Origin of the sequence: Lysinibacillus sp. OF-1 (genome assembly GCF_028356935.1) — a bacterium.
GTDB classification, from domain to species: Bacteria; Bacillota; Bacilli; order Bacillales_A; family Planococcaceae; genus Lysinibacillus; species Lysinibacillus fusiformis_D.
On sequence record NZ_CP102798.1, the window covers coordinates 1,015,196 to 1,039,135 of the forward strand.

Below are 23,940 nucleotides of genomic sequence, written 5' to 3' on the forward strand. Positions count from 1 at the left end.
TATTAAATAGGATGAGGGTATTTAAAATTGAATACTAAAACCATTAAAACGATGAATACCTGTCCCAAAACGTACTAGATTATTCTCACGAAGTGTCATAATTGCCCGTTTCACCTCCAATAAAATAGAAGGATCAAGACCTAATGTGTGATGTGAACCAAAAATTTTCGTAAGCGAAGGTAAGTTAGCTATTTTTTCTAAAGATTGAACTAAATCCTCGGGGGAAGTAGTTGGAAAAAATGCATAAATAGGTGCTTGATCATAGAGTAAGTCCCCTGTAAACAAATAACCATATTTATGATCCAAAATAGCAATATGGCCAGGCGAATGCCCGGGTGTGTGGAGAATTGATAATTTTCGGTTCCCCATATCTATAACATCCCCATCTTCTAAAAATCCAGAAGGCTGTCCCTGAAAAGGCTTGTAATTCGATGGATTAAACGTTTTAGGTGTAGGTAATGTAATATTACGTCCAATATCCTTTCTAATCTGTTCGATAGATAATTTAGGGATACCATTGATTAACCAATCAACTTCATCCTTATGAACATAAATATCATCAAATGCTCCATGGCTACCAATATGATCCCAGTGGACATGTGTTGTCATCACAGAAATGGGCAAAGAGGTTAATTGTTTACTAATCCTTTGAATATTATCAATGCCAAGACCTGTATCAATGAGAACAGCCCGTTTTTCTCCAAGCAATAAAAAGGAATGTACTTTTTCCCAATGACCATATTCACTTATAGCATATGTTTCATTATTGATTTCTTCTACTGTAAACCATTCATCATTAATTTTTGCCATCACAGACAACCTTTCCTTATGTAAATAATTTAATAAAACTTTGTCATTGGAAATTTTAACATAAAAACATGTAATTTCCTTTAAAAATATTCTAAATAGTATTTCTATATCGAAAATTGGAGAAAAAATCGGCAATCAGAAATAATTAAGAAGTATGGTAGATAGCTATAAACTAATAGCTATAAATTATTTTTTTAAAGTAATTTGAAATATTAGCACTTCAACGTCCAAAATTATTTATTGAAAACAAAAATGTGTGAAATATAACTTTTTCATAAAAAGTATTTTTTTTACTTTTTGCTTTAAAATACTGAATTAATTGAATTTTTAAGCATTTTATTTGCGCGAATAAATATAATGTGAAATATCATTAATTATATTTATATAATATTCATTTGTGAGAATTGTAACTTTGTAAAGAAAAAGTAAAATAATTCTTAACTTTAAATACTGAAATTACTATTTTTTTAAGGAAGAGGTATGGTGGAAATTTATATTTTGGTTTGTAATAATTTGAAAAAGGTACTTGCGTTTATACATGTTTTCTAGCTAAAATAATAGCACGGTTTAATTTTCAGATAATTCTATCAGCGGCTTACGCGTTTAAAGCGAAAAAATTATTAAAATTATACTAGCTATAATGAAAAAGAGAGGGGAAGAGAGAAAAATTAAATATGATTCTGATATAAAGTATCATTTGTATTTTCAGAATATTGAATAATAGAGGAGAGATTGTTTGAATACAGCAAAAGACTTATTAACAATTACAAATTTGTCTACAAGTTTTCGCATTAAAGATACATACCACGCTGCTGTAGATGATGTCTCACTTTCCCTTAAAAAAAATGAGGTATTAGCAATAGTTGGAGAATCTGGTTGTGGTAAAAGTACATTAGCGACTACTATTGTAGGCTTGCACAATGAAGTAAATACAAAGGTTTCTGGTGATATTTTTTATAATAATCAAAATTTAGCTCAATTGAATGACCAACAATTTAATAACTTACGTGGTAATGACATAGGATTTATCTTTCAGGACCCACTTTCAGCACTTAACCCTTTAATGAGAATTAACGAACAAATAGAAGAAGGGTTAATTTATCATACTAAGCTTTCAAAACAACAGCGAAGTGAAAGAGTATTAGAACTACTAAATCAAGTTGGGATTGCGAATCCAAAACGTGTCGCTAGACAATTTCCGCACCAGTTATCTGGTGGTATGCGTCAGCGTGTTATGATTGCAATTGCCTTATCATGTAAGCCTGCTATATTAATTGCTGATGAACCGACAACTGCTTTAGATGTGACAATTCAGGCCCAAATTTTGGACCTATTAAAAACATTACAGACTGAAACGGAGACAGGTATTATTCTCATTACGCATGATTTGGGTGTTGTAGCGGAGATGGCTGATCGAGTTGTAGTTATGTATGCAGGGGAAGTAGTGGAAGAGGCTCCAGTTCGGGAGTTATTCAATAATCCAAGACATCCATACACTCGCTCGCTACTAAATTCAATTCCACAAACACATAGCGAAAATGAAAGACTCGAGGTCATTCAAGGGATGGTACCATCTCTAATAAATTTACCTCGAGAAGGTTGTCGTTTTTCAGGAAGAATTCCGTGGATTGATGCATCTTCACACGAAACAAAACCTCAATTACATGAAATTGCGCCAGGACATTTTGTGAGATGTACCTGCTGGAAACACTTTCATTTTGAAGGTGAAGAAGGGGGCGGGGCTATATGAGCTTTATGCAGATTAAGGATTTAAATGTTCACTATCCAATACGTGGTGGATTTTTTAATACTATTGTCGATCGAGTATATGCGGTGGACGGCGTGACGATGGAGTTTGAAAAAGGGAAAACCTATGGATTAGTAGGTGAATCAGGATCCGGTAAATCGACTACTGGAAAAGCGATCATTGGCTTAGAAAAAATCACCTCTGGTCAAATTTTTTATGAGGGCGAAAATGTCACAAATCAACGAAGACAGCGTGATTCAGCCTATAACAAAGATATTCAAATGATTTTCCAAGACTCTCATTCAAGTATGAATCCTAGGAAACGTGTTCTTGATATTCTTGCAGAACCCATTCGAAATTTCATGAAGCTTAGTGATCAAGAGGAACGCAAACGTATTAAAGAGCTACTAGCTATTGTTGGGATGTCAGAGGATGTCTTACTTAAATATCCACATGAATTTTCGGGAGGACAAAAGCAGCGTCTTGGCATTGCGCGAGCGGTTGCATGTAACCCTAAAATGATCATTGCGGATGAGCCTGTTTCTGCGCTAGATCTATCTGTACAGGCACAGGTCTTAAATTTTATGAAAGATATCCAAAATGAATACGGTCTTACTTACTTATTCATTTCCCACGATTTAGGTGTTGTTAAACATATGTGTGATCATATTTCTATTATGTATAAAGGCCGCTTTGTGGAAACTGGTACAAGACATGATATTTATAAGAATCCACAGCATATTTACACGAATCGGCTTCTATCAGCCATTCCGAATATCGAACCAGAGACTAGGGATGAGCGCAAATTGATTCGACAAAAAGTAGAAGAGAATTATCAACAAGAGCAACATAAATATTATGATGAGCATGGAAAAGTCTATCCACTGAAATCCATTTCAGAGACACATATGGTTGCAATGTCGGGAGGAATGTGAAATGTGGAAAACAATTATTAGAAGAGTAATTTTAATGATTCCTCAAATGTTTGTGTTAAGCTTAATTATTTTTATCCTAGCAAAACAAATGCCAGGAGATCCTTTTACAGGGTTAATTACTCCAGAGACAGACCCTGCAAGAATTGAAGAACTAAGAATTCAAGCGGGTTACTATGACCCTTGGTATGTACAATATTACCATTGGGTAATCAATGCCTTTCAGGGCGATTTTGGACAAAGCTATACATATAAACTTGCAGTGTCCACATTGATTGGCGAGCGTGCATTAAACACATTCTGGCTCGCTCTACTTAGTACCATTCTCGTTTATTTAATAGCTATTCCATTAGGAATGATAGCTGGACGTAAACAGGATACTTTGTACGATAAGTCGATTACTCTGTATAGCTTTATAAGCTATGCAATACCGACCTTTGTATTGGGTTTAATCTTCTTATATATCTTTGGATACCGTTTAATGTGGTTCCCAACGAGCGGAACAGTCGATGTAGGTGTAGAGCCTGGAACACTCGAGTATTATTGGAATCGCTTGTATCATTTAATATTACCTGCAATGACGTATGCAATTTTAGCTACAACGACGATTATTCAATACTTACGTTCAGAAATTATCGATGCCAAGACACAGGATTATGTTAAAACAGCACGTAGTAAAGGTGTACCGATGAAAAAAATCTATAGAAGACATATTTTCCGTAACTCCTTATTACCAATTGCAGCCTTCCTTGGCTTTACAATTACAGGTTTATTAGGCGGCTCGATATTCATAGAGACAATTTTTGGCTTCCCGGGCATGGGGCAATTATTCATCCATTCCGTAACAAGTCGCGATTATAGTGTTATTACAGCTCTTGTTATGCTTTATGGCTTCTTAGCGTTATTAGGTAGTCTATTGTCAGATATAATTATGAGCATTGTTGATCCACGTATCCGCATAGACTAACAGCTAAATTGAACGCATAAGGAGAGGTGAATAAAATGGATCAAAAAAATGATGTAGTGAAAGTTGAAAGTACTCCACCAACAGGAATTCAAGTGGTTATACGTGAATTTAGAAAAGATAAATTAGCATTATTTTCATTTATAGGAATAACATTACTTATAATTGCGATATTAATTATGTCCTTTTTTATGAACCAGGATGAAATATTACGAATTAAATTATTAGAGCGCTTTACAGAGCCTGGCGTTAATGGATATATCCTTGGGGCTGATGAAGCTGGGCGTGATATGTATGGACAGCTTATTATCGGTGCGAAAAATTCTATTTTAATTGCAATTGCTATCACTCTTATTGCAAATGCTTTAGGGATCGCACTAGGTATAATAATGGGCTACTATGGTGGCTTTATTGATAATTTATTTATGCGTATCATTGATTTTCTTATGACATTACCGACATTAATGATTATCATTGTATTAGTTACAATTATTCCTAAATATGGTGTTTTAGAGTTAATTTTGATTTTAAGTGCCTTTCAATGGATAGGTACTGCACGTCTTGTTCGAAGTAAAGCTTTATCTGAAGGACGACGAGATTATGTAAGTGCCTCCAAAACAATGGGGACTAGTGATTTTGCCATTATGTTTAAAGGGATACTACCAAATTTAAGTTCGTTGCTAATAGTAGAGTTAACGTTAAACTTTGCAGGGAATGTGGGTATTGAAACAGGTCTATCATTTTTAGGCTTTGGTTTACCTCCTTCTACACCTAGCTTAGGGACATTAGTAAGCTATGCAACAAACCCGATAGTATTATCTACAAAATGGTGGATTTGGTTGCCCGCATCATTATTAATTTTAGTTTTGATGCTTGGTATAAATTATGTTGGTCAAGCGCTAAGACGTGCGGCTGACGCAAAACAACGATTAGGATAAAAGGGGAGGATTTACACATGAAGAAGAATTGGTTATTCCTATCCGTACTTTTTGCATTCATGCTAATTTTAGCAGCCTGCAATGGTGGTGGAGGCAGTGGGTCTGAAAAAGGCTCAGAAACAGATAATACAGAAAAGTCAGGTGAAACAGAAAAATCCGGTGAATCTGAGGCAACGAATGATTCGTTACTTCCAATGGAGGTAACAAATGAAGGAGACGCAATCCAAGGTGGTACTTTACGCGTAGGACTTGTAACAAGCTCTCCATTCCAAGGAATTTTCAACTGGGAGCTATACGAAGATGCTTATGATTCAGAAATTTTAGCATTTGCTTCAAATGTACTTTTTGAACAAGATGGCAACTTCATTGTTACGGACAAAGGTATTGCAAAATTAGATGTTGATGCTGATGCAAAAACAGCAACTGTCACAATTCAAGGTGATTATAAATGGTCAGATGGTACACCTTTAACAGCTGATGATTTAATTTTCCCATATGAACTAATTGGTCATCCAGATTATACAGGTGTTCGCTATGATGATGATTTCAAAAATATTGTTGGTGCAGAAGAATACCATAATGGTCAAGCAGACACGATTTCAGGTATTACAAAAATCGATGATAAGAGTATTAAAATCCAACTAAAGAAAATATCACCAGCTATTTATTCAATTGGTGATGGTTTATGGGCATATGCAGAGCCTAAACATCAATTAGAATCTATTCCAGTGAAAGATTTACTTGCTTCAGATGCAGTACGTAAAAATCCAGTAACACTTGGAGCATTTAAAATTGATAAAGTCGTAAATGGTGAGTCTGTGCAGTTTGTAGCAAACGAACATTATTTCAAAGGTAAGCCGAAAGTTGATAAAGTAGTACTTGAGGTTGTTCCACCAACTTCAATCGGTGAAGCTTTACGTACTGGAAAATATGATATTGCTACATCATACCCAACTAATCAGTATGATAGCATTAAGGATTTACAAAATATAGCATTATTAGGTCGACCAGAATTATCATATTCTTATATCGGTTTTAAATTAGGAAAATATGATACAACAAATAAACTAAACGTATTTGATGAAAAGTCAAAAATGAACAGTATTGAATTACGTCAGGCAGTTGCTTATGCAATGGATGTTGAAGGTGTCGCTGAAAAGTTCTATCAAGGATTACGTGAGCGCGGAAATTCCTTAATTCCACCAGTATTTGCATCATACTATGATTCAACATTAGAAGGCTATAATTATGATCCAGAAAAAGCAAAAGAGCTATTAGATAAAGCGGGCTTTAAAGATGTTGATGGTGATGGTATTCGTGAAGATAAAGATGGTAAAAAATTCTCTATTCGTTTAGCTTCAATGGCTGGTTCTGAAACAGATGAAGCGATTGTTGAATATTTCCGTCAAAACTGGAAAGAAGTAGGTTTAGATGTGCAATTAACAACAGGTCGTCTTATCGAATTTAATGCTTTCTATGATAAGGTACAAGCAGATGATCCAGAAATCGATATGTATCAAGCTGCATGGGGAACTGGAACAAATCCATCTCCTAAAGGTTTATATGGTGAAGGTGCTGAATTTAACTTTAGCCGTTATGTATCACCTGAATTAACAAAATTATTAGACGCTATTGACTCAGAAGAGGCAATGGATCAAGATACACGTACAAAAGCATTCCGAGCGTGGCAAGAATATATGAGTGAAAAAGCAATGGTAGTGCCGACTTTCTTCCGTACAGAAATAATTCCTGTTAATAAACGCGTGAAAAACTGGAATGCTTCTTATGATAATGGAACTACTGATAATCTTCAAACAATTGAATTATTAGCTGATCAACCTATTAAATAGTTTTATTATTAATCTAAAAGAGCGGCTTTTCTACAAAGAAGAAAAGCCGCTTTTTTAATAATACAGCTTAAAAAAAGAATAATTAGATTAATTATTCAACGTAAAACAACAGCCTAATAAGCTGACTATTGTCTAGTGAATGATAGGAGGTTAAGGCCACTCTAAGCAAAGCTTGAAGCCACAATTAGGAGTAGGACTGGTTCCCATAATAAAAGCAAACAAAATAGTTTTAGTACATTTTTTAATGTTCAACAATTCTAATCATATTATGCCAAATAATTGTAAATCTTGTCATATATCAAAAAGGAATTTCATACATATAGAAGAGGAAGATTTTTAAAAGGAAAAACTCCCGTCACAGTAGTAAAACTGTAGACAGGAGTTCAAGTTTTATCGATTATTAACCCAAGTTTTAACTAAATCAGCAGTGCCATATACATAGTGTTGGTTGCCTACTTCATGATACGATGCACTTTCGTCAACTTCAGTATGCTTGTACGGAATACGTTGACGACGTTTCTCTGACATTGGATCAGGAAGTGGGATTGCTGATAATAAAGATTTTGTATACGGGTGGACAGGGTGATTGTAAATATCATCTGCTTTACCGATTTCCATGATTTTACCGCGGTACATAACAGCAATACGGTCACTGATGTATTTTACCATCGAAAGGTCATGAGCAATGAAAAGATATGTTAAGCCACGTTCTTTTTGAAGTTGTTTTAACAAGTTAACAACTTGAGCTTGGATCGATACGTCAAGCGCAGAGATTGGCTCATCAGCAATGATAAACTTAGGATCTAAGCTTAGCGCACGGGCAATCCCAATACGTTGGCGTTGACCACCAGAGAATTCATGTGCGTAACGATTCGCGTGCTCTTTGTTTAAACCAACAGCTTCAAGTAGCTCTTGAATTTTTGCACGACGTTCTTTTTTATCCTTGTAAAGGCCATGAATATCAAAGGCTTCACCAATGATTTCACCAGCCGTCATACGAGGATTTAAAGAAGCGTAAGGGTCTTGGAAAATCATTTGCATTTGGCGGTTAAAATTCTTTAACTCATTTTTAGATTTTTTTCCATGAACGTTTTCACCATCGAAAACAATCTCGCCACCTGTAATATCATATAATCGAATGATTGAACGACCCGTTGTTGACTTTCCACAACCTGATTCGCCTACAAGACCAAGTGTTTCCCCTTCATAAACATCGAAGCTAATACCATCTACGGCTTTGATTGGATTACTTGGTGATCCAAAATGCTGCTTTAAGTTTTTAATTTCAAGAATTTTTTTAGCACCAGTTTTAGTCATTTTCTTGTGCCTCCTTTGCTAAATACCCTTCAATACGTTTAGCAACTGCTTCAGGAAGAGGAATCTTTGGTGCGTCAGGATGCAATAACCACGTTTTTGCAAAATGCGTTTCACTTACTTGAAACATTGGTGGCTCTTGTTCATAATCAATCGCCATAGCATACTCGTTACGAGCTGCAAATGCATCACCCTTAGGTGGATTCGTAAGATCTGGTGGTGAGCCTGGAATCGTACGTAATAGCTCATCAGTATCATTATCTAAATCTGGCATTGAACCAAGTAGGCCCCATGTGTAAGGATGCTTTGGATTATAGAAAATATCATTTACAGTACCATATTCAACGATTTGTCCAGCGTACATTACCGCTACACGGTCAGCGATATTCGCCACTACACCTAAATCGTGTGTAATGAAAATGATAGATGTTTTCGAGTTCTTTTGAATTTCCTTCATAAGCTCTAAAATTTGTGCTTGAATAGTTACATCTAGGGCTGTTGTTGGCTCATCGGCAATCAAAAGCTTAGGATCAGCTGCAAGGGCGATCGCAATAACAACACGTTGACGCATACCACCTGAAAATTCATGTGGGTATTGATTATAACGTTTCTCAGGGAAGGGGATACCTACCTGTGTTAAAAGCTCAATGGCACGTTTTTTCGCATCATTTTTGGAAACCTTTTTGTGTTGCAAAATTACTTCAGTTATTTGACGTCCGACCTTCATCGTTGGATTCAAACTTGTCATAGGATCCTGGAAAATCATTGCAATTTCATTTCCACGTACTTTAGACATTTCTTTATCCGTTAACGGAACTAAATCACGGCCATTAAATAAAATTTGTCCTGACTCATAAATACCAGGTGGCTGTGGAATTAGTTTCATTAATGCATTACTTGTAACACTTTTACCCGAACCTGATTCACCAACTATAGCGAGTGTTTCACCTTCCTTTAAATCAAAGTTAACACCACGTACAGCATGAACAAGCCCTGCATAAGTTTTAAAATTAATTTTTAAATCTTTAACTTCAAGAATTGTTTTACTCATTTCGGCCACCTCCTTATTTACGTAGTTTTGGATCTAGGGCATCACGTAAGCCGTCACCAACTGCGTTAAACGCAAAGATTGTTAGTGAGATAAATACTGCTGGGAAAATCAAGCGCCATGGAGCATTCGCAATGGCTTTATTTCCATCAGAAGCCATTGTACCCCAAGAAGCTGTTGGAGCAGGAACTCCAAGACCAAGATAACTTAGGAATGATTCAGTGAAGATAGCAGATGGAATTGTTAAAGTCATCGTTACTAAAATAGCACCAAGAGCATTCGGAACTAAGTGTTTAATAATTAAATGGCCTGTACTAGCACCTAATGTACGAGCTGCAAGAACGTATTCTTGATTTTTAATAGATAATACTTCACCACGTACAATACGTGCCATGTTAATCCATCCAGTGATAGACAAGGCAATAATCATAGGGAATAAACCTGGTTGCATAACAACTAACAGTACGATTACTACTAAAAGGTAAGGGACAGCTGTTAAAACGTCAGCAATACGCATCATAATATTATCAACACGACCGCCTGCTAAACCTGAAATACTTCCCCAAATAACACCGATAATTAAGTCAATAATTGCCGCTGCAATTCCGATAAATAGGGAAATACGAGCTCCTTCCCAAATACGAACGAAAATATCACGACCTAGATCATCTGTTCCAAACCAAAATTGTGCAGATGGAGGTGCATTGTAAACACCAAGCTGATCACTTGATTTATACGGAGAAAGCATTGGTACGAAAATAGCCATTAAAATAACAATGATTAAAATAATTATCCCAATGATGGCCATTTTGTTATGAGAGAAACGGAGAAATACTTCTTTCCAAAAGGAAACGGATTTATCAGCTAATTTTTCCGTTGCTTCATGATTGCCACCAACAATTTTGAACTTATCTTTTTCAATTTGCTGCTGTGTCATTATTTTTTCGCTCCTTTCAGTTTAATACGCGGATCAATCACACTATATAAAATATCAACGATTAATACCGCAAATAAAAGGATGATGGAATAGAACACAGTCGTACCCATAATGACTGTATAGTCACGGTTTGTAATACTTTGTACAAAGTGTTTTCCAAGTCCAGGAATAGCGAAAATTTGTTCAACAATGAAACTACCTGTAACCACACCAGCTGTTAATGGACCTAGGTATGTTACAACTGGTAAAAGAGCATTTCGTAATGTATGGCGGAAAACAACTGTCCATTTTCCAATTCCTTTGGCACGAGCCATTTTTACATAATCACTATTGTTTTGCTCAAGCATACTGGAACGTGTTAATTTTGCGATAAAGCCCATATGTGAAAATGCAATCGCAAGGGCAGGTAAAATGCTGTAACCAAAGCCTTTCCATCCACTAACTGGGAACAATCCTAATTTAAAGGATAAGAAATACTGCATTAAACCCGCCAAAATAAATGAAGGTACTGAAATACCTAGCACCGCAAAGGACGTTGCCAAATAATCCGGGAACTTATTATGGTATAGCGCGGAAACTACGCCAATTAAAACTCCAAATCCAACTGCTAATAGCATAGCCTCAATCCCTAATGTTAGAGACACAGGGAAACTTTCAGAAATCATATCATTTGTAGAACGCGCTTTATACTTCATTGACTCACCGAAATTGAAAGAGGCCGTATCGATTAAATAATCTTTATATTGAATATACCAAGGGTTATTTAATCCATACGTTTCGTTTAACTTCTCCTCGATTTGAGGTGGGAAATTACGTTCACTCGCAAATGGACTACCAGGAGCGAGACGCATTAAGAAAAACGTAACCGTTACGATGACGAAAAGCGCGAGAAGTATATACATCAGCCTTTTCAAAATATATTTAATCACATAAAACTCCTCCTTCTATTTGTCAATTGTCAGACAAATATATGCCTTCGTATTTTAAAAAGAGCTGACTCGAGCCTAAGAGACTACGAGGCAGCTCTCTTTTTATAGAGCTTAATTAAACAATAGAATTATTCAGCAATTTTAACATCTTTAAGTTGAATGATACCGATTCTATCTGGAGACATATTTTGTACTTTATCATCTTTAACATATAAGTTAGTGTAGTAATAAATTGGTCCAACTGGGAATTCAGTCATAGCAATTGCTTCAGCTTGTTTTAAGATTTCAGTACGCTTTGCAGTGTCTATTTCTGAAATAGATTGTTTCAATAAATCTTTATATTGAGCGTTTTCCCAACCAGTATCGTTATTACCGTTGGCAGCAGTATCGTACATTTCTAAGAATGTATAAGCATCGTTGTAGTCAGCAATCCATCCCATACGACCAACTTGATAGTCTAATTGGTTAAGTTTTTCTAAATATACTTGCCATTCAGAGTTATCAAGGTTTACTGAAATTCCAAGGTTTTTGCTCCAACCTTCTTGGATAAATTGAGCGATAGCAGCATGTCCTTCACTTGTATTAAATGAAAGGTTGATACTGATTTCTTTTGGATCAGAAATACCAAGCTCTTTCATTCCAGCTTCAAGTGCAGCTTTTGCTCCTTCAATATCATTGTCTTTATAATAACCACGGTCTTCTTCAAAACCAGAAATTGCAGATGGAACCATACCTAGAGCAGGCTTTTGTTCACCTTTAGTAACATTGTCAATTAAACCTTGGCGATCAATTGCTAATGTTAAAGCTTTACGAATGTTAGCGTTTCCAGTAATTTTATCTTTTGTATTAAATTTGTACCAATAAATAGCTGCATAATCCTCAATTTGTAATGAGCCATCAGCTTTGAAACCATCAATTGCATCAAGTGCTACTGTTTGGTATGGAGAACCTAAGTAGTCAATTTCTCCATTTTTAAACATTGTTACTGCCGTAGCTTCATTCTCAACCATGCCGATATTAACTGTTTCAAGATCTACATTTGCAGCATCCCAGTAATCAGTATTTTTCTTAAGAACTATTGAGTCACTATGTTTCCAAGTATCTAAAACGAAAGGTCCGTTTGTTACATAGTTTTCACCAGCATCAGTGTACCATTCATCATTACCTTCAACTACTTTTTGATTAACAGGTGCGTACGTTTTAAAAGCAGTTAATTCTAAGAAGTAAGCAGTCGGATTTGCTAATGTAACTACTAAAGTTTTATCATCTTCAGCTTTAATTGCTACATCATCAACAGAACCTTCACCAAGATTGTAAGCTTCAGCACCTTTAATTGGGTAGAATACAGAAGCATATTCCGATAGGTTTTCAGGATTTAAAGCCCATTTCCAAGCATATTCGAAGTCACCAGCAACTACTGGATCTCCGTTTGTCCATTTTGCATCACGTAAATGGAAAGTGTAAGTAAGCCCATCTTCACTTACATCCCATTTCTCAGCCATTGCTGGAGTTGATTTACCTTCTTTGTCTGTACGTGTTAAACCTTCAAAAATGTTAATTAATACTGCGCTAGATGTAGAATCCGTCGCAAGTTGTGGATGTAAAGATGGTGGTTCAGAAGCTACAACTAGGTTTAAGTCTTTAGAAGCTGTCCCAGAAGAACCTGAATCTTTTCCATCGTCTTTAGATTTTTCAGACGAATCTCCACCGAAGCCACATGCAGCAAGTACTAAAGAAAATACTGCAAGAACTGTTAATAATAAAAACTTTTTGTTTTTATTCATGTGAATCCCCCTTATACAATTTTTAAGCCTTTTGTGAAGCTCCTATTTAATATACCAAAAAAATCATTGTGCACAAAATAAAAAAGATTCAAATTTATATAGTATTATCTGACATTTAATAGAGTGATAAATTTTTCTGATTTATCACTCTAATGGAATAGAGTGTTTATATGATAATATTTTGATAATTATCTATTTTGAATATCAAAAATAAATCAAAAATAAAAAAATGATTTACTATACCGAAAATTCCTATTTTTTTGATAATATTATCGATATTTGAAAAATGAATCAAAAGTCATGGATGTAATACCTTGAGGGATTTGTATAGATTTGTAGAAAATCTGTGTAAAACTAAGTGAATTAGTTTCTTTTGGAGGTAATTTCTTGTAATTTATGATCGCGAAACATGATTATTTTTATCTATTAATGATATATAAGAAACTTGTTTTGTAATTTTCTAGGATTAACCAATTGTGGATAGGAACAAGAAAAAATAGAGCAAATCTATGAAAAAAGGTACCCATTCTAAGGAAATTTTGGGTTTAACGAGAAGTGAATGATGATAATTATATTTTTTTGAAATAATTTACTAGCTAACTGACTATACATGCATATATGCAATGCTAACCTATTTTATTCATCTATCAATTAATTCAAGTATTGCTTGATTTTTGACCATATTCTCCCAAAACAGCCAACTATGTTAATGGTGTTTTTTTAAGGATGTCATTTGTCTTGCTGACAAGGATTGATTATGCAAATAATTACTAAAAATCTGATTTTTAATTGATTGAAACCGCCTTCATTAGCTTTTCAGAAAGATATGCTTCTGGATTCATGAGGATAATATGTATGAAAATTACAAAAACAGTGCTCTCATATATATGAAATGCACTGTTTTTTAAGTTAAAGTTTGAAATGATTGATTTGATTCTGTAAATCTAAGGACTTTTCACTTAGATCAGAGGCAACTTGATTTATTTGTTGCATCGTAATAGATTGCTCCTTACTTGCTGTTGCTACGATTTGAGTATTGTCTGAGCTAGTTGAAGCACCATGAGCAATTTCTGCAACAGAGGCGGCTACTTGTTCGGCACTGGCTGAAATTTCTTCAGAAGTAGCTGATATATCTTCTATTTGATCTGTCATCGTATTAATCGCTTTTACGATTGATTCAAATGCTTGCCCTGCATGTCCAATGGTTTTTACACCCTCTGTGACAGAGTGAAGCCCATCGAAAACTGCTTTTTCTACATTATGTGTATCTTCCTGAATTTCCTGTGTTAATGTAACAATTTGATTGGCTGATTGCTTGGACTCTTCAGCTAGCTTGCGAACCTCATCTGCAACAACGGCAAATCCTTTCCCATGCTCTCCAGCACGTGCCGCTTCAATCGCTGCATTAAGTGCCAATAAATTCGTTTGATCGGTAATGGCTGTAATGACAGCTGTGATTTGACTAATCTCTTCGGATTGTTTGCTCAACTTTTGAACAAGGGTATTGATTACTTGTGTTGATTCATGAATTACATTCATTTGTTGTTGAGCTTCTTCTACTGTGTTATTGCCATTTGTCGCTAATTCAGATGTTGTAACAGCATTATGATGTAGTTGTTGAGTTGCTTCCGCTATACGTTGAACACCTACTGCCGTTTCATCCATAGCATGTGCGCTTTCGTTGGCTGCAACTGTAGCGGCTACAGCTGCATTAGCTGTTTCATTTATACGCATTGTAATCTCGTCTGCAGAGGTAGTGATTTCTTCAGTTGAGGCAGAAAGTTCTTCTACGGAAGCTGTTAAATGCTCTGCATTATCTTGAATATGGGTTAATAAATTTTTTATATTTCCCTTCATTTCATTAAAAGCTGTCGATAGCTGACCAATTTCATCCTTTGAATAGTGAGTAAGATTTTCATGAAACAATTCACCGCTGGCAATATGGTTAGCTGCTTGAACTACCGATTTTAAAGGACGAGAAATAGTGCGTTGTATGTAGAATATTAGGAAAACACCTAGGGCAATACCAATAATAATAGCAATGACAGAAATAATTTGAGAGTTGGATACTGCCTGTTTCGATTCTTTTGTCACCGTGTCAAGCTGTTGTTTTTGATAGTTCCCAATTTTATCTGATATGTCCTGTATATTTCTATTGGCTTGCTGTACGTCACCATTGACCTTTTGCAAAGCTCCTTCAAGATTACCAGCTTCAAATAGTGCCAGTGCTTCGGTTGCCGACTTGTTAAAAGCATCATTATATGTAGCTAACTCGTTTGCATATGTTTCCATTTCAGCTGAATCCGCTTTTTCCGTTATTGCTTCTACATGCTTATCTAGCATACTTGCATATTTTGTAAAACTCTCTTTATTTGCTGGATTGTCTTCAATGATAATGGCACGAATGAAAAGTCCTTGCATGGCCATTTCAAATTGAATATCATCTGCTAACTCTACAAGAGCGACATGTCCTTCTAATGCATTTTCAATCTTTTTTTCAATGTTTGAAAATAGCAGGAACATAATCATTAATGAAATGATTAGCGTGAGAATAATTGTAAAGAAACCAAAGCTTAATTTTTTACCTACAGACATGTGGATACGCCCTTTCTGATGCTATTCAAGTTTTATATTTAAATATTGCTTTTCTGAAAGGGAGAAGTCAATAACTGATGGGAGAAACAGTTCAGATTATTCATATGTTTTTTTAATGTTATTATAATAAGGAAGATTGTCTGTAAAAAACAATGAAGATATGGCTGTTTTCATCGTTTTATAGTACGGATTACGTGTTTGTACTATAAAAAAGAAGAAACCGAGATGTTTTGTCTCGGTTTCTATCTTATGACTGTTTTTTTAACTGTAAAATGACAGCCTCATCAGGGTCAATATACAGTGTTTTCTGTTCAAAGTAAATGACAAAACCCGGTTTAGCCCCATTTGGTTTCTTGACCTGTCGAATTTCTGTGTAATCCACTGGCACAGAAGAAGATTCTCTAGCTTTAGAAAAATAAGCGGCTAATGTGGCAGCTTCTCGTAATGTTGTGTCGTCTGGTTCACTTGAATGGATGACAACGTGAGATCCTGGAATATCCTTTGTGTGCAACCAAATATCTGTGCGTTTTGCTATTTTAAACGTCAACATATCATTTTGCTTATTGTTTTTTCCAACAGAGATCGATACACCTGTAGATGAAACATAGCGCTCTGGTTCTGGCTTTACTTGTTTTTTCTTTTTCTTGGCATGACGTAGTTTTAAGTAGCCTTGCTCTGCCAGCTCTTCGCGAATTTCCTCAATATCCCCTGGAGAAGCTTGCTGTACTTGTTGTGCCAGCATTTCAAAGTAGGCAATTTCTTCTGTCGTTTTTTCAAGCTGCTCTTGAACCATAACCAAGGCGTTTTTTGCCTTTGTATATTTTGTGTAATAGCTTTGCGCATTTTCAATCGGTGTTTTACGTTCACTTACTGGAATCGTAATCACTTCGCCTGTTTCACTATAGTAGTTTGTTACCGTTACCTCTTTGACACCTTTTTCAAAGGCATAAATATTTGCCATTAATAGCTCACCATAAAGCTGAAATTGATCAAGCTTGGAGGCACGCTCGTAGTCCTTCGTCAGCTTTTTCGTTTTTAAGGATAGTTTATCAATTTCATTTTGTAGCCAGCGCTCTAAATCACCTGCTTGTTGTTTCACACGGTCTCGTTCTGCACGTGCAAAAAATACGCGGTCGAGAAGCTCGTGAACATTAGGGTAGACAGTTACTTCTCCCTGCAAATGACTCAACTCAATAGGTGAGAAATACGTTTTGTTATTAGAAAGTACATACATTGGCTTCATACCACCGTTTGCAAAGGATGTCATAAATTCCTTGAAACAGGCTGGTGCATTAGATGCTGTTGTCATGCGGTACAATAATTCTTCAGCGTGAAGAGGCGAAAAACCGGCTAACTGTGTTACGATCTCTTTGGTCGTTTTTGCTTCAGCGAAAAACATTGTTAGCTCTTCATCTGTAACCGTTAATGGGTTCCATTTATTTTGTGTGGGTGGTGCAATATACGGTTGACCTGGTAACACAGTTCGGAAGCTATTTACGGATGGAGGTAAATGCTTTAAGCTATCAATAATTTTCCCCTGTTCTTGATCAATCAACAGTAGATTGCTATGTCTACCCATGATTTCAGCGTGTATTTCCCTTACAATAGGATCGCCAATTTCATTTTTACTGTGAATTTCTACTATTATAATACGATCAAAATCATGTTGTTTTATGGATGAAATAAAACCACCCTCTAAATGTTTACGCAAAAGCATACAAAACATGGGAGGCTCTGCTGGATTTTCAATCGTATGCTCCGTAAGATGGACACGTGCATAAGAAGAGTGGATGGAGAACAGTAGTTTTTGATTTTTTCCGTTTGCCCGCACATGTAACACAACTTCTTGTGCATTAGGTTGATGTATTTTTGTAATCCGACCAGTGACAAGCTGTTGTAGGTCGGCCGTTACTGAATAAGTAAATAAGCCATCAAATGCCATATGAATTCCTCTTTCCAACGATATCAAGCATCTTGGTACTTTCGTATTTTTTTCATGGTGTAGTTGCTTTCGCTATCTGTCAGCTCCGACAAATACACAATTTGTATGTTTATCATAGCATTTTTTAGGTGAATATTAAAATATAGCTTCAATTGTGGTAGAATTAGCTTTTATTCTAACCAATTTTTTTGGGAGAGTCGTCATAATCGACAGAGCTTATGTTATAATAATCCCAGTATGCAAAGAAAGGTGTGACGAACCTTGGTGCGTAGTATGACTGGTTTTGGCAGAGGTGTCACAACAACTAGAGACTTTCAATTAACCGTGGAAATGCGCTCGGTCAACCATCGTTTTTTAGAAATTAACGCAAAATTTCCGAAAGAATGGCTTGAAGCAGAAATTTTTGCAAAGAAACTAATTTCACAAGCTTTGTCACGCGGCAAAATTGATGTGATGGTATATGTGAAAGACTTAGAGAACGTAGAGCAATCTATTGAAATTAATTGGTCATTAATTGAAGCGTATCGTAAGGCAAAAGAGCAATTAGCAAGTAAAGTACCACTTGAAGAAAAATGGACGATGCAAGAGCTTTTATCGCTAGAACAGGCACTTGTACAGCAAAAGCCACAGCTTACACCAGAGGATTTGCTAAGTGCTGTTGAACAAGCGATTTCACAAGCAATTAAACAGCTCGTACAAATGCGGGAACGTGAAGGGCAAGAATTACAAGAAGTTGTTGTACAATATAAAGAACAGTTGATGGAACAAGTGAATCAGATTCGTTTGTGCTCTTCTCTTGCTGTTGAAAAATATCGTACACGATTAATAGAACGAATTGCTGAAGTCGCAGATGGCACATTGCTAGATGATCGTTTACTAGCAGAAGTAGCGATTTTTGCAGAACGCGTAGACATCTCCGAAGAATTAGACAGACTAGATAGTCACTTTAATCAGCTGGAGGAAACATTACTTGAAACCATTTCAGTTGGACGTAAATTAGATTTTTTAATGCAGGAAATACATCGCGAAATTAATACGATTGGTTCAAAAAATCAATCTACAGAAGCAGCGGTTGCTGTTGTTCAGGCGAAAACAATTTTAGAAAAGATGCGTGAACAAGTGCAAAACATCGAATAACTTGCACGTGTCTGTTATAAATTAAGGGAGATATAGAGAATAAATGATAAAAGAACGTGGATTATTAATTGTTCTGTCTGGCCCATCTGGTGTAGGTAAAGGGACAGTGCGAAAAGAATTATTTTCTCAGCCGAATACGAATTATGAGTATTCCATCTCGATGACAACACGAAATCCTCGCGAAGGGGAAGTAGATGGTGTAGACTATTTTTTCAAGACACGTGAAGCATTTGAAACGTTAATTGAACAAGGTGGCTTATTAGAGCACGCTGAATTTGTTGGTAACTATTATGGAACACCACTAGCCTATGTGAATGAAACACTGGATGCAGGTCGTGATGTATTTTTAGAAATCGAAGTGCAGGGTGCAGCACAAATTCGTAAAAAAGCACCAGATGCCTTATTTATTTTTTTGGCCCCTCCAAGTTTAACGGAATTAAAAGACCGTTTAGTTGGGCGTGGGACGGAAACAGAGGATATCATTGCGAAACGCATAGCTACTGCAAGTGAAGAGCTTGAAATGATGAGCTTGTATGATTATGTTGTGGAGAATGATGAAGTGACGAATGCCTGTGATCGTATAAATGCGATTATTAAAGCCGAGCATTGTCGTAGAGAACGTGTTGAAAAAAGATATTTGTCAATGTTGAGAGGAGAATAAAACAATGTTATACCCATCAGTGGACGCTTTAAAAAAAGAAATCGATTCAAAATATTCATTAGTGAGCCTTGCTTCTAAACGTGCTCGCCAAATGCAAGAAGAGCAAGATACAGAACGTTTACACAAGTATGTTTCTCATAAATACGTAGGAAGAGCACTTGAAGAAGTAGCGGCAGGTGTACTTACGAAGGTATCACAGGATGAGTCCGCTGTGTACGAAGACGAAATTTAACATACATGTAACGTAGTTGGGTTACATGCATGCTAGTTCGCAGTAGATTTTGATTATACAGAATGCCGAGAGCTCCCAGGGAATCCTTCTTTGGGAGCTTATCATTTGAAAGGACGACACCTAGCATGAATAAAAATATTTTACTATGTGTTTCAGGCGGAATTGCAGTATATAAGGCTGTTGCGCTCGTTAGCAAGCTATCACAAGCAGGGGCCAATGTAAAAGTTATGATGACAGCTTCTGCTAGACAGTTTGTGAATCCATTAAGTTTTCAAGTGATGTCCAAAAATGACGTTTATTTTGACACGTTTGATGAAAAAGATTCAAGTGTGATTGCCCATATCGATTTAGCAGATTGGGCTGATTTGATTTTAGTGGCTCCCGCTACGGCCAATATGATTGGCAAATTAGCCAATGGTATTGCTGATGATATGGTCACAACAACCTTGCTTGCTACTACAGCCCCTGTCTGGATTGCACCAGCTATGAATGTACACATGTATGACCATCCAGCGGTAAAACGAAATTTAGATCGGCTATCAGCTGATGGATACCAATTCATTGAGCCTTCAGAGGGGTTTTTAGCATGTGGCTATGTCGGGAAGGGACGTTTAGAGGAACCTGAAAAAATAACGGCCCTAGTAAAGGCTTTTTTTTCAGGACAATCCAAACCATTAAAAGGTAAAACCGTAATTGTGACAGCAGGTGCGTTGCAAGTACCATTAGATGAAAAGCATATGATTAGCCCACAGGCAAGTGGCATTATTGGACGAGCATTAGCGAATGAGGCAAGGATACGTGGGGCACATGTGATTGAAATTGAAAATAGCAATTTGTATGATGTTATTCAACAACTGGAAGCCTATAAAATCCAATATCCCCAAGCATTTTTTATACATGCAGCGAATGTACCAACCATCGACGAAACGCCGATTATTTCTGTAGAAGGAACGAATGCAATCACTTTCGGACAGCAAGTGCAAGGTAAACCAATGATCAATATACTTTCTGATAGCTGGATTGATTTTAGTGAAAATGCTCAGCTTAATGGACAATTTTTGGCTACGACAAATCCCCAGCTTTTTGCACAGACACTCTGGTCTCATATTACAAAGGATGAGGTGCAATGAGCTTTTTAATAGCAGAGGTCATTGTAGACGTCTCTACCTACCATGTAGACCGTCCCTTTGATTATCAAGTACCTCTCGAATGGGTAAACGTAATAGAATTAGGCTGTCGTGTGAAAGTGCCATTTGGTCCAAGAAATGTTTTAGGCTTTATCGTTGGCTTGAAAAAGGAAACAGATGTACCACTGAATAAATTAAAGGCTATCACTCAAATTTTAGACATGGAGCCGGTCCTGACAGAAGAAATGCTGCTAATGGCGAAATGGTTAAAGAACAACACGATTTGCTATGAAATAGATGCCTTGCAAGTGATGTTACCATCTGCACTTCGGGCTAAGTATGAAAAAATAATTAAATTACAACAGTCTCAAAGTCTACCAGAAGAAGTACAGTACATTTTTGGTAAACGCCAACAAGCTAACTTTAAAGAATTTGAGCGAGCAGGTTTACTTCCTTTATTAAAGCAGTTGGTTGCAGAGAGCATTGTTTCAATTGAGAATGTTGTGAAGCAGCAGGGCAATGTAAAAGAAATCCGAATGGTTCAAATTACAGAAGACCAGCAACTTGTAGAACAGGCTTTGGAACAGTCAAAAAGAGCCGTTAAACAACGTCTATTACTACAATGGATGTGTCAACATCTAGGAGAAATTTTATCACCCCAGCACATTTGTGAGGAAACAGGAGTCTCGATATCGGTATTAGAGGCAGTAATTGAAAAAGGAGCTGCCCAGTTTATTCAAGAGGAAGTTTTTCGTGATCCATTTACGAAGAAAGTTTCTCGTACACAGGCCTTACAATTAACAGAGGAGCAGAGGGGTGCTCTTCAAGCTATTACTACAGCTATAGAGCAGCAACAAGCGCAAACATTTTTGCTACATGGTGTAACAGGGAGCGGTAAGACAGAGGTTTATTTACAGGCTATTCAAAAGGTGCTAGATGAAGGGAAAGAAGCCATTATGTTGGTACCTGAAATCTCTTTAACACCTCAAATGACTGAGCGATTCCGCAGTCGCTTTGGTGAGATGGTTGCTGTTATGCATAGTGGATTATCTGTTGGAGAGAAGTATGATGAATGGCGTAAAATTCAACAAGGTAAAGTGAAAGTAGTAGTTGGTGCTCGTTCCGCTATTTTTGCACCCTTTACGAATATTGGTCTTATTATTTTGGATGAGGAACATGAATCAACGTATAAGCAAGAAGACTCGCCGCGTTATCATGCAAGAGATGTCGCCATATGGAGGAGCGAATTTTATAAATGTCCTATTATTTTGGGTAGTGCAACACCAGCTCTAGAGTCATTTGCCAGAGCTAAAAAGGGCGTATATACGCTACTCTCATTAACGCAACGTGCTTTACACCAAGCATTGCCGACTGTTTTTATTGCAGATATGCGTGAAGAGCTTCGTCAAGGAAATCGTTCGATGTTCTCAGACTCTCTTGCTGAGGCGATTCGTATAAGACTTGAGAAAAAAGAACAGATGGTGCTGTTTTTAAATCGTCGTGGTTATTCATCGTTTGTTCTATGTAGGGATTGTGGTACGGTTGTACAATGTCCAAATTGCGACATTTCCTTAACCTATCATCGGACAACGGAGAAATTAAAATGCCATTATTGCGGTTACGAGGAATCTGTTCCTAAAATATGTCCACAATGTCAAAGCGATCATATTCGTTACTTTGGTACAGGTACACAAAAAGTCGAGGAAGAACTTTTTAAACTATTTCCTGAGGCAAGAGTGTTACGTATGGATGTAGATACCACGAAGCATAAAGGGGCACATGAAGAAATCTTAGATACATTTGGAGCTGGACATGCAGATATTTTACTGGGGACGCAAATGATCGCAAAGGGTCTTGATTTTCCTAATATTACTCTTGTCGGTGTACTAAGTGCTGATACATCCTTGCATTTACCTGATTATCGTGCAGCAGAGCGCACATTTCAGCTACTAACACAGGTAAGTGGAAGGGCAGGACGACATGATAAGCCAGGGGAAGTAATTATTCAGACGTATACCCCTGAGCATTATGCAATTGAGCTAGCCAAAACGCAGGAGTATGAACCATTTTATGAACGAGAGATGTTTTTACGTCGTCGCTCCAGCTATCCACCTTATTATTTTGTAGCCCTTATTCAATTATCTCATGAAGATGTCATGATGGCTGCTGAATATGCTGGACGAGTGGCAGATTGGCTACGAGGAAATTTATCGAATCAAGTAGCCATTATAGGACCAACAACGGCAAGTATTGCTCGTCTCCAAAATAGATATCGTTATCAATGTTTGATAAAATATAAAATTGAACCAAATCTAATTCCAGTGTTACAGCGACTGCTTGCCATGTATCGAGCAGAATGGATTAAACAAGGAATATTAATGACGGTAGATTTAGATCCGTCTACTATATAGTGAAATTAACAGCAAGATTTTTTTACAATAGTAAAATGAACAATCAGCTATTGCACTAGCTTGAATACAGAAATGAGGAAATGAGAATGGCTATAAAAAAAGTAATCGAAAACCCAGCAAAAGTACTATCAACACCATGTGCAGAAGTGACAGAAATTAATGATGGAATCATTGCATTACTAGATGATTTATATGACACAATGGTGGAATATGATGGCGTTGGTATTGCAGCGCCACAAATAGATGTAGGCTTACGCGTAGCAATTGTAGAACTAGGTGAGGAACGCGATATTTTAGAAATGATTAATCCAACGGTTATTGAAACAGATGGAGCGGAAATAGATATTGAAGGTTGCTTGAGCTTTCCAGGGTTATATGGTGAAGTAGAACGTCCTAACTATGTTAAAATTGAAGCTTGTGATCGTGAAGGACGTGTATATGAATTAGAAGCAGGAGGCTTTGATGCCCGTGCCATCTTACATGAAATTGATCATTTAGACGGCGTGCTGTTTGATTCGAAAATCAAGCGTATTATTACAGCAGAAGAACTTGAAGAACTGTACGCAGAAGAGGAGGAATAAA

Annotated in this window: 19 protein-coding genes; 11 read left to right on the forward strand and 8 right to left on the reverse strand. The window is 36.6% G+C overall.

Translation table 11 applies throughout. From position 1 onward, the window contains the following. Positions 1-21: 21 nt before the first annotated feature. Positions 22-810: an MBL fold metallo-hydrolase gene (locus NV349_RS04730; protein ID WP_036125068.1), complete on the reverse strand. Its 789-nt coding sequence runs from the start codon at positions 808-810 to the stop codon at positions 22-24. 736 nt (positions 811-1,546) lie between these two features. Here NV349_RS04730 and NV349_RS04735 point away from each other — a divergent pair. From NV349_RS04735 to NV349_RS04755, 5 genes are read left to right on the forward strand one after another with little or no spacing between them, the layout of a single operon-like run. Next, on the forward strand, positions 1,547-2,560 hold the full coding sequence (locus tag NV349_RS04735) for an ABC transporter ATP-binding protein (RefSeq protein ID WP_089931966.1): 1,014 nt from the start codon (positions 1,547-1,549) through the stop codon (positions 2,558-2,560). Further along, positions 2,557-3,492: an ATP-binding cassette domain-containing protein gene (locus NV349_RS04740; protein WP_271912490.1), complete on the forward strand. Its 936-nt coding sequence runs from the start codon at positions 2,557-2,559 to the stop codon at positions 3,490-3,492. The genes NV349_RS04735 and NV349_RS04740 overlap by 4 nt, the downstream gene beginning before the upstream one ends. 1 nt (position 3,493) lies before the next feature. Beyond that, a complete protein-coding gene (opp4B, locus tag NV349_RS04745) occupies positions 3,494-4,456 on the forward strand; it encodes an oligopeptide ABC transporter permease (protein WP_036125033.1) in 963 nt (320 codons plus the stop codon). 35 nt (positions 4,457-4,491) lie between these two features. Further along, positions 4,492-5,391: an ABC transporter permease gene (locus NV349_RS04750; protein ID WP_036125031.1), complete on the forward strand. Its 900-nt coding sequence runs from the start codon at positions 4,492-4,494 to the stop codon at positions 5,389-5,391. Positions 5,392-5,408: 17 nt separating this feature from the next. After that, positions 5,409-7,241: an oligopeptide ABC transporter substrate-binding protein gene (locus NV349_RS04755; protein ID WP_271912491.1), complete on the forward strand. Its 1,833-nt coding sequence runs from the start codon at positions 5,409-5,411 to the stop codon at positions 7,239-7,241. Between the two features lie 390 nt (positions 7,242-7,631). Here NV349_RS04755 and NV349_RS04760 read toward each other — a convergent pair whose 3' ends face one another. The 7 genes from NV349_RS04760 to NV349_RS04790 all read right to left on the reverse strand — a co-directional run bounded on the left by NV349_RS04760 (position 7,632) and on the right by NV349_RS04790 (position 17,790). Then, complete coding sequence (locus NV349_RS04760; RefSeq protein WP_271912492.1) at positions 7,632-8,558, reverse strand: ABC transporter ATP-binding protein; 927 nt, start codon at positions 8,556-8,558, stop codon at positions 7,632-7,634. Next, positions 8,551-9,606, reverse strand: coding sequence for an ABC transporter ATP-binding protein (locus NV349_RS04765; protein ID WP_271912493.1), 1,056 nt, complete (start codon positions 9,604-9,606; stop codon positions 8,551-8,553). The genes NV349_RS04760 and NV349_RS04765 overlap by 8 nt, the downstream gene beginning before the upstream one ends. Positions 9,607-9,619: 13 nt before the next feature. Beyond that, complete coding sequence (locus NV349_RS04770; protein ID WP_271912494.1) at positions 9,620-10,540, reverse strand: ABC transporter permease; 921 nt, start codon at positions 10,538-10,540, stop codon at positions 9,620-9,622. Further along, positions 10,540-11,469: an ABC transporter permease gene (locus tag NV349_RS04775; protein WP_036125020.1), complete on the reverse strand. Its 930-nt coding sequence runs from the start codon at positions 11,467-11,469 to the stop codon at positions 10,540-10,542. Before NV349_RS04775 ends, NV349_RS04770 begins: the two co-directional genes overlap by 1 nt. A 128-nt stretch (positions 11,470-11,597) precedes the next feature. After that, positions 11,598-13,253, reverse strand: a complete 1,656-nt coding sequence (locus tag NV349_RS04780; protein WP_271912495.1) for a peptide ABC transporter substrate-binding protein — start codon at positions 13,251-13,253, stop codon at positions 11,598-11,600. A 909-nt stretch (positions 13,254-14,162) separates the two neighbouring features. Further along, complete coding sequence (locus NV349_RS04785) at positions 14,163-15,848, reverse strand: methyl-accepting chemotaxis protein (RefSeq protein ID WP_036125015.1); 1,686 nt, start codon at positions 15,846-15,848, stop codon at positions 14,163-14,165. A 247-nt stretch (positions 15,849-16,095) separates the two neighbouring features. Then, positions 16,096-17,790: an Rqc2 family fibronectin-binding protein gene (locus NV349_RS04790; RefSeq protein ID WP_036125010.1), complete on the reverse strand. Its 1,695-nt coding sequence runs from the start codon at positions 17,788-17,790 to the stop codon at positions 16,096-16,098. Between the two features lie 261 nt (positions 17,791-18,051). Here NV349_RS04790 and NV349_RS04795 point away from each other — a divergent pair, with 261 nt between their 5' ends. The 6 genes from NV349_RS04795 to def all read left to right on the forward strand — a co-directional run bounded on the left by NV349_RS04795 (position 18,052) and on the right by def (position 23,939). Next, entirely contained in the window at positions 18,052-18,927 is an 876-nt protein-coding gene (locus NV349_RS04795) for a YicC/YloC family endoribonuclease (protein ID WP_036125007.1), read from the forward strand. Between the two features lie 43 nt (positions 18,928-18,970). Beyond that, positions 18,971-19,588, forward strand: coding sequence for a guanylate kinase (gene gmk / locus NV349_RS04800; protein ID WP_036125005.1), 618 nt, complete (start codon positions 18,971-18,973; stop codon positions 19,586-19,588). Between the two features lie 4 nt (positions 19,589-19,592). Continuing rightward, positions 19,593-19,820 (forward strand): DNA-directed RNA polymerase subunit omega, encoded by a 228-nt coding sequence (rpoZ, locus tag NV349_RS04805; RefSeq protein WP_036125003.1) that lies wholly within the window; start codon positions 19,593-19,595, stop codon positions 19,818-19,820. Between the two features lie 125 nt (positions 19,821-19,945). Next, the gene (gene coaBC / locus NV349_RS04810) at positions 19,946-20,950 is read left to right on the forward strand and encodes a bifunctional phosphopantothenoylcysteine decarboxylase/phosphopantothenate--cysteine ligase CoaBC (protein ID WP_271912496.1); all 1,005 of its coding nucleotides are present in this window, start codon (positions 19,946-19,948) and stop codon (positions 20,948-20,950) included. Next, positions 20,947-23,358, forward strand: coding sequence for a primosomal protein N' (priA, locus tag NV349_RS04815; RefSeq protein WP_036124935.1), 2,412 nt, complete (start codon positions 20,947-20,949; stop codon positions 23,356-23,358). Before coaBC ends, priA begins: the two co-directional genes overlap by 4 nt. Before the next feature lie 86 nt (positions 23,359-23,444). Then, on the forward strand, positions 23,445-23,939 hold the full coding sequence (gene def / locus NV349_RS04820; RefSeq protein ID WP_036124934.1) for a peptide deformylase: 495 nt from the start codon (positions 23,445-23,447) through the stop codon (positions 23,937-23,939). Position 23,940: the final 1 nt, after the last annotated feature.

Coding starts and splice junctions, on each gene's coding strand:
- NV349_RS04730 (WP_036125068.1), bottom strand. CDS start 810: ATGGCAAAAATTAATGATGAATGGTTTACAGTAGAAGAAATCAATAAT.
- NV349_RS04740 (WP_271912490.1), top strand. CDS start 2,557: ATGAGCTTTATGCAGATTAAGGATTTAAATGTTCACTATCCAATACGT.
- opp4B (WP_036125033.1), top strand. CDS start 3,494: ATGTGGAAAACAATTATTAGAAGAGTAATTTTAATGATTCCTCAAATG.
- NV349_RS04750 (WP_036125031.1), top strand. CDS start 4,492: ATGGATCAAAAAAATGATGTAGTGAAAGTTGAAAGTACTCCACCAACA.
- NV349_RS04755 (WP_271912491.1), top strand. CDS start 5,409: ATGAAGAAGAATTGGTTATTCCTATCCGTACTTTTTGCATTCATGCTA.
- NV349_RS04760 (WP_271912492.1), bottom strand. CDS start 8,558: ATGACTAAAACTGGTGCTAAAAAAATTCTTGAAATTAAAAACTTAAAG.
- NV349_RS04765 (WP_271912493.1), bottom strand. CDS start 9,606: ATGAGTAAAACAATTCTTGAAGTTAAAGATTTAAAAATTAATTTTAAA.
- NV349_RS04770 (WP_271912494.1), bottom strand. CDS start 10,540: ATGACACAGCAGCAAATTGAAAAAGATAAGTTCAAAATTGTTGGTGGC.
- NV349_RS04780 (WP_271912495.1), bottom strand. CDS start 13,253: ATGAATAAAAACAAAAAGTTTTTATTATTAACAGTTCTTGCAGTATTT.
- NV349_RS04785 (WP_036125015.1), bottom strand. CDS start 15,848: ATGTCTGTAGGTAAAAAATTAAGCTTTGGTTTCTTTACAATTATTCTC.
- NV349_RS04790 (WP_036125010.1), bottom strand. CDS start 17,790: ATGGCATTTGATGGCTTATTTACTTATTCAGTAACGGCCGACCTACAA.
- gmk (WP_036125005.1), top strand. CDS start 18,971: ATGATAAAAGAACGTGGATTATTAATTGTTCTGTCTGGCCCATCTGGT.
- rpoZ (WP_036125003.1), top strand. CDS start 19,593: ATGTTATACCCATCAGTGGACGCTTTAAAAAAAGAAATCGATTCAAAA.
- coaBC (WP_271912496.1), top strand. CDS start 19,946: ATGAATAAAAATATTTTACTATGTGTTTCAGGCGGAATTGCAGTATAT.
- priA (WP_036124935.1), top strand. CDS start 20,947: ATGAGCTTTTTAATAGCAGAGGTCATTGTAGACGTCTCTACCTACCAT.
- def (WP_036124934.1), top strand. CDS start 23,445: ATGGCTATAAAAAAAGTAATCGAAAACCCAGCAAAAGTACTATCAACA.